The 5,882-nt window shown below is 36.1% G+C and carries 8 protein-coding genes; all 8 read right to left on the reverse strand.

Going from position 1 to position 5,882, the window contains the following annotated elements; genetic code table 11:
• Positions 1-238: 238 nt before the first annotated feature.
• The 8 genes from ACFIMM_RS09180 to trwL (ACFIMM_RS09215) all read right to left on the reverse strand — a co-directional run bounded on the left by ACFIMM_RS09180 (position 239) and on the right by trwL (ACFIMM_RS09215) (position 5,870).
• Positions 239-1,021 carry a type IV secretion system protein gene (locus ACFIMM_RS09180; RefSeq protein WP_375683682.1) on the reverse strand — a complete coding sequence of 261 codons (783 nt, stop codon included), beginning with the start codon at positions 1,019-1,021 and terminating at the stop codon, positions 239-241.
• Entirely contained in the window at positions 1,002-3,473 is a 2,472-nt protein-coding gene (locus ACFIMM_RS09185; RefSeq protein ID WP_375613869.1) for a VirB4 family type IV secretion/conjugal transfer ATPase, read from the reverse strand. Before ACFIMM_RS09185 ends, ACFIMM_RS09180 begins: the two co-directional genes overlap by 20 nt.
• A gap of 2 nt (positions 3,474-3,475) precedes the next feature.
• Positions 3,476-3,784 (reverse strand): type IV secretion system protein VirB3, encoded by a 309-nt coding sequence (locus ACFIMM_RS09190; RefSeq protein ID WP_375613868.1) that lies wholly within the window; start codon positions 3,782-3,784, stop codon positions 3,476-3,478.
• Positions 3,785-3,796: 12 nt separating this feature from the next.
• A complete protein-coding gene (locus tag ACFIMM_RS09195) occupies positions 3,797-4,105 on the reverse strand; it encodes a conjugal transfer protein (RefSeq protein WP_375613867.1) in 309 nt (102 codons plus the stop codon).
• Positions 4,106-4,230: 125 nt separating this feature from the next.
• Complete coding sequence (gene trwL / locus ACFIMM_RS09200) at positions 4,231-4,551, reverse strand: VirB2 family type IV secretion system major pilin TrwL (protein ID WP_375613866.1); 321 nt, start codon at positions 4,549-4,551, stop codon at positions 4,231-4,233.
• A 127-nt stretch (positions 4,552-4,678) separates the two neighbouring features.
• Positions 4,679-4,993 (reverse strand): VirB2 family type IV secretion system major pilin TrwL, encoded by a 315-nt coding sequence (gene trwL, locus ACFIMM_RS09205; RefSeq protein WP_375682428.1) that lies wholly within the window; start codon positions 4,991-4,993, stop codon positions 4,679-4,681.
• Between the two features lie 114 nt (positions 4,994-5,107).
• Complete coding sequence (gene trwL, locus ACFIMM_RS09210) at positions 5,108-5,419, reverse strand: VirB2 family type IV secretion system major pilin TrwL (protein ID WP_375613864.1); 312 nt, start codon at positions 5,417-5,419, stop codon at positions 5,108-5,110.
• A 127-nt stretch (positions 5,420-5,546) separates the two neighbouring features.
• Positions 5,547-5,870, reverse strand: a complete 324-nt coding sequence (trwL, locus tag ACFIMM_RS09215; protein WP_375613863.1) for a VirB2 family type IV secretion system major pilin TrwL — start codon at positions 5,868-5,870, stop codon at positions 5,547-5,549.
• Positions 5,871-5,882 lie beyond the last annotated feature (12 nt).

A 5,882-nucleotide genomic window follows, 5' to 3' on the forward strand; every position in this document is an offset into this window, starting at 1 on the left:
ATCTGATCAATTTTATTGAAAAGTTGCGTGAACACTGTAAAGTCCATGGAATTCCTCTTTAACGAATTTTCAACTTTTTATATGCTTTTTGAGCATTTTTCGTTGAATTTTTTTAAGGATAAAATGAAACTTCGTAGACCTTTTCGATCTATGAGAGAGAATTGAGTATTACGCATTAACTTTTTCTTTTTACGAGCATACAGGAAAAATAATATACAAAATATTGCTACAAAAAGCTTTACCTAATGAATCTTATGGTAGGCATGTTCGTGTTTTTACTATTCAAAATTTTTATGTTATGTTTATCTTTCTGTTGTTTGATAAGTGTATGTTCAGCATTGCGTAAATGTGTAACCATTTGTAGTTTTGCTGTTTCATTTTGTAGCATAGCAAGCATTCCAATTATATGTGCTTGTAACTCGGCAATACTTTTTAGATCTTTTGTTGTCGTGATCTCGTTTAATAGTTCTTCAATTTGCTGAAAACGATTGTTTGCTTCTTGAAAAGTTTTTAAACTTACGGCTTTATCAGTGATGGCTGCATATTGGATACGCTTGTTGATAAAACTGCTAGATTCATGGATAGTGACAGGAATTTCTTCTTCTTTTAAAATATTTTCAAGTGATGTAGATAGAGCAGAAGTTTTATTTCTATTGTAGAGATTCTCTGGATTTTTGAGAAAAAAGCTACTGTGATCTGTTTGTACATTTTTAAGTTTTTTAGTGTCGAATTTTTGGCTTCCCGTTATAGACTCGTGTATCTTTTTTACTTCCTCAAGGTGTTTTTTTAGCATATCGAGAAGTTGGGCATCAGGTGGCGCTTTCTTTTGCTGTGGAGTTTTTTTAGACTTTGATGTATTTGAAGATGAACTTCCAAAAAAATTGGGCCACTTCGTTGGAACGGATGCCGATAAATCCGCCGACCCAGCGCCCCAAACCCAAGCCATCGCTGGGTTTGAAACCCCTAAAGTTATTACAACTACTATTGAAATGACCTTTTTTTCATGTTTCCCTCCTGTCATTTTTTGCGTGCTGTAAGAAAATTGGTAACCATATTGCCGGATCATCACCAACTTCTGCGATAATGCTTTCGGCTAACTCTGCGTTATCAGGCGTTCCTGATAACACTAAGAGCTCGTCACTAAAGTCGTGTTCGATGGTTTTTCCATCGCGTGTTAGATGGAATTTACCAAGATTCAGTTCTGCAAGCGCAGATTGATCACCCTGCTTAATGAGGAATTGGCGACTAAACTCACCAAGTCCTTTAACGAGTTCAAATTCGGCATCTGTTAGTTTAAAGCCTTTTGTATAATCTTCATAATTTGCTTTGGGATTGGCTAGAAAAATGTAAGTTGCACACTGTTGAATGAGTGTTTTGGCAATATTACTTTCCAAGGCATCGCTAGGCTCTTGTGTTGCATAAACAAAAATACCATTTTGTTTACGGATGGTCTTTTGTTTATTTTTGGCTAAATCTTCAAAGTACGGATCTTGCAAAGGCTTCCAAAACTCGTCAAAGATATACATAAACCGCTGTCCGCTAATCATGCCTTCTGTGCGGTAAAGCAAATACATCATCACTGGAGTGCGAGTTTCAAAATTATCTAAGAATTCCGTGATATCAAAGCCGTAAATTTGATGTGTTGAGAGATCAAGAGCATCATGGGGATTATCAAACAACCACCCATAATCACCACCTTCACACCATTTTAGTAAGCGAGCATGAACAGATGGGTGAGCATTATAATCACTTAAACGTGGATTTGGTAAAAATTGTACTAGAAAGGACAAACGACGGAGTGATCGGTCAATGTTAGCACTCATAACAGACATAACTGCTTTGTTAATTTCTTCTTCGTCGTGATGCGTGACTTCACCACCAGCTTCTGCCAATTTTTTAACAAATTGTTTCAGAAAAATAAGATTTTCTTGTGTGGGTGGGAGTTGGAAAGGATTGAAACCACTTTTTCTGCCTGGCTTGAATGTTAAATATTTTCCACCCATCGCCCGAATGGCAATTTCCATGCCACGATCTTTATCAAAAACAACAGTTGTCGGCTTAAATTTTTGTGCTTGTGCTAACAAAAAGCCGAGTAACACGGTTTTACCGGAACCAGATTGTCCGATAAGTGCGGTATTACCAAGTAAACGTTTATCTGTCGAGTCCTCTTCAAGTTTGGAGGCATGAAAGTTGAAATAAAGCGGTGTTTTACTGGTTGTTTTAAGAATTGTGACGGCTGGTCCCCATGGGTTGCCAGTGGGTTTTCCTGACATAAAATTATGAAAAGATGAAAATGACAAAAAGTTCAATGATGTAATCGGAGCAGGACGTGGTCTCCATTTCCAATTGCCAGGAAGTTGTGCCCAATAGCCAGCCTCTATCGCTAAGTCTACAGGTTTGGGCAGTACCGCAACGTCTAGTAATGCTGCACTTGCTTTGGCCATATGGTCGCGAACTTGTTGAATTGTATCACCATAGATCGTCAATGTGCAGTGATGTTCTCCCATGACAAAATGCCCACTGATAAGCTGGTTTAGTGCTTCGTCAATTTGTTCAATTTGGCTCGTTGCCACATCTCGTGCATCAATAAGATTACGCTGATGCCGTTGTAAATAGTCTTTAGCAGCATGTCGGGAGAGCACTGAAAAGCTCTGCGTCAATACGAACTCGAAGTCACTTTCCAACAAAACATTTAATTGTCCTGGTTTGGTTGTTGCATCATATTCTTTAATTTCAAGCATTCCAAATCGACGCATTCCACTGGTTGTTCGCAGTTCACCAAGAGCGCCCCATTTTGAGAAAAAAGGTCGATTGACAGACATATAGTCAGCAAAACGGTCATGGCAAATTGGCATAGGGCGATATTCACCATTGACAAGCATTCCAAGGAATTCAAGTGCAGAAGAATAAGCATGCCCATTTTTTTCATAAGCACCAAGAAGTTCTGCACCGTAACGGTTTAAAGATTGGCCTAAAGTACGATTGATGTCATTGAGTTCTTTGATACATGTGTCTTGTCGCATCTTTTTTTGATCAAGCGTTTCACGTTCATGTTTAGAAAAGAACGACATAATTTTATCCGCTATCGGTTGAAAAATGACAGTCAGATATAAATCATTGACCATCAAATTATAACCAGTAAAGCTTTGTCGATATTTTTCATCAAGTTGATAGCAAAACATTTGATCAAATGTTGAATCAGGATATTCATAAACACGGCGGCGCACAATATGCGTCCAAAATGATAAATTGGCTGATGCAAGACCCCGTAGAGTATTGTTAAGCTCTTTTATCCATTGAAAAATATCTTCTTCTGAAGCGCTTTGATGCGAACGCCCATCAATTTTCCAAATTGACAAATATTCCGCATTTTTAGTAGAAATAATCGTATCTGTAATATGATGTGAATAAGGCAGAAACAGGCTTACAGGTGTCTCTGATGCAAGGCGTTTGCTGCTTTCAACAGCTGTCATGTTTATCTCCTTTTACTATAATCAGAGGGACTATAACTTGATGCGCCCCAAAAACCTTTGTTGCGATTGCGAAATTTAGTATCGATCCATAACCACCAGATACGAAACGCCTTATCATCGTTTTTAGTAATTTGCACCATAATAAACCATAATGGAGGTGCTATAATCCACAAAAAGATACTTACTGTCATAGCAATAACAGCAACCCCCATAACCATAACGATAAATGGCATCATGGGGACACCCCATATCGTTGGAACACGTGTTGCTCCCTTGAATAGGGGGAATTCTTTTTTTTCTTGCGATTTCATGGAATGTTCTCGTCACTGGAGGTGAAATAATATGTGGCTAATATAAAAAGCTGCACCAGCAATAATGACACTGAATGCCCATCGCATAAATGTAGCTCTTGCGATAATACGAAATATATAAATAAGCAAAAGTAATAAAAGAATGATAGCAGCAACGATAGGAATAATTATACTTAATCCATATTGCATCCCTATGAAAACATCTAAACTCTTTGTTTCCGTCTGAGCATATGCAGATTGAGTTATTAATAACATAATCAAAGTTATAAAAATAGCACTAATCTTACATATTTTTGATTGAAGCGTATTTAATTGTTTCATATCTTTTATCCCCTTTTAATTAAAGTTGCTATAAATAATATTCCTTTTTCCGTAGTGTGAGCGATATTATTACTGGTACAAATCTATAATCAACGAACATTAAAAACATTACGTATTATACTAATTTATGCTTGACCTGTAAATAGCAGTTTAGCAAGTTGGGTTGCCGAGCCAGCAATGACAACGCCGATTGCCCACCGTACAAACGTATCTTTTCCTATGTAGCGGCCTGCGTAACCAATTGCTAAGCACAAAAGTATCACGGCAGCAGCAACAGGAATAATGTGATCAATAAGATCTTTTTTTAGAGCAGTCAGAGCTTTTTCAGCAGGAGCTAATTGCGCATTTGCATATGCAGACTGTGTTATAAAAAATGTAATTATAGCTGTAGAAATTACTATGATTTTGTTGTTATTTTGTGTTTGGAGATTAATTAATTTTCGCATATTTTACTTTCATTAAATTTTTATGAATATTTTATACTTTTTAAAATAAACAAATTGGTATCTTTATATGTTACAAATAGCAAGTATAAACTCTTACTTTAAAAACATTATGTGTTATATAAGCTTATTATTTACCTGTAAATAACAGTGTAGAAAGTTGTGTTGCTGAGCCAGCGATGACAACGCCAATCGCCCACCGTACAAACGTATCTTTTCCAATGTAGCGCCCTGCATAGGCAATTGCTAAACACAAAAGTATAACAGCAGCGGCGAGAGGGATAATCGCTTTTAAGTCATTTTGGAGTGCATCTAACGCCTTTTTTGCAGGATCTAATTTTACATTTGCATATACGGGATTCGTTATAAAAAAGACACTTAGAGCTGCAGAAATTACGATAATTTTGTTATTATTTTTTAATTTGAGATTAATTAATTTTTTCATATTTTACTCTTATCAATACTTTGTATATTCTTAATATAAACGAAATATCACATAATATGTTTAAATTTATCAAACATAAACTCTCACATTAGAGACATTATGTCTTATAAAGACTCACACTTGCCCCTTGAATAACAGGCTCGCAAGTTGGGTTGCTGAGCCAGCGACGATAACACCGATTGCCCACCGTACAAATGTATCTTTTCCGATGTAACGTCCAGCATAACCAATTGCTAAGCATAAAAGAATAACGGCAGCAGCAACAGGAATAATATTAGTAGTAAGATCTGTTTGCAGAGTTTTTAAAGCATCTTCAGCTTTTAGTTTTGCATACGCAGGATGTACTATAAAAAATAAACTTATAGCCGAAGAAATTGCTGTGATTCTATTGTTATTTTTTAATCGGAAATCAATTAATTTTTTCATATTTTACTCTTAATTAATGCTCTTATTAATACTTTGTATTTATTATTATAAAACATATGAGATTTTTATATGTGTATAATAATTAGATATAAAACCTTATGATAAAAATATTATGCATTATATAGACTTACGCTTGCCCCTTGAATAACAGGCTCGCAAGTTGGGTTGCTGAGCCAGCGACGACAACGCCAATCGCCCAGCGTACAAATGTATCCTTTTCTATGTAGCGGCCTGCGTAACCAATTGCTAAGCATAATAGTATAACAGCAGCAGCGACAGGAATAATATTAGTATTAAGATCTTTTTGGAGTTCTTCTAAAGCTGTTTTTGCAGGAGCTAAACCGTTTGCTTGGGCCCATACGGGATGTGTTATAAAAAATACAGTTATAGCTGCAGAAAGTGTGATGATTTTGTTATTGTTCTTTGATTCGAAACTAATTAGTTTTTGCATATTTCTCTCACT

Origin of the sequence: Bartonella sp. AP258QHHD, from assembly GCF_042196145.1 — a bacterium.
GTDB lineage: Bacteria > Pseudomonadota > Alphaproteobacteria > Rhizobiales > Rhizobiaceae > Bartonella.

Excerpts from the sequence above, each read along its gene's own strand:
- trwL (WP_375613864.1), bottom strand. The coding sequence starts at position 5,419 with ATGAAAAAATTAATTGATTTCCGATTAAAAAATAACAATAGAATCACA.
- ACFIMM_RS09180 (WP_375683682.1), bottom strand. The coding sequence starts at position 1,021 with ATGACAGGAGGGAAACATGAAAAAAAGGTCATTTCAATAGTAGTTGTA.
- ACFIMM_RS09185 (WP_375613869.1), bottom strand. The coding sequence starts at position 3,473 with ATGACAGCTGTTGAAAGCAGCAAACGCCTTGCATCAGAGACACCTGTA.
- ACFIMM_RS09190 (WP_375613868.1), bottom strand. The coding sequence starts at position 3,784 with ATGAAATCGCAAGAAAAAAAAGAATTCCCCCTATTCAAGGGAGCAACA.
- trwL (WP_375613863.1), bottom strand. The coding sequence starts at position 5,870 with ATGCAAAAACTAATTAGTTTCGAATCAAAGAACAATAACAAAATCATC.
- trwL (WP_375682428.1), bottom strand. The coding sequence starts at position 4,993 with ATGAAAAAATTAATTAATCTCAAATTAAAAAATAATAACAAAATTATC.
- trwL (WP_375613866.1), bottom strand. The coding sequence starts at position 4,551 with ATGCGAAAATTAATTAATCTCCAAACACAAAATAACAACAAAATCATA.
- ACFIMM_RS09195 (WP_375613867.1), bottom strand. The coding sequence starts at position 4,105 with ATGAAACAATTAAATACGCTTCAATCAAAAATATGTAAGATTAGTGCT.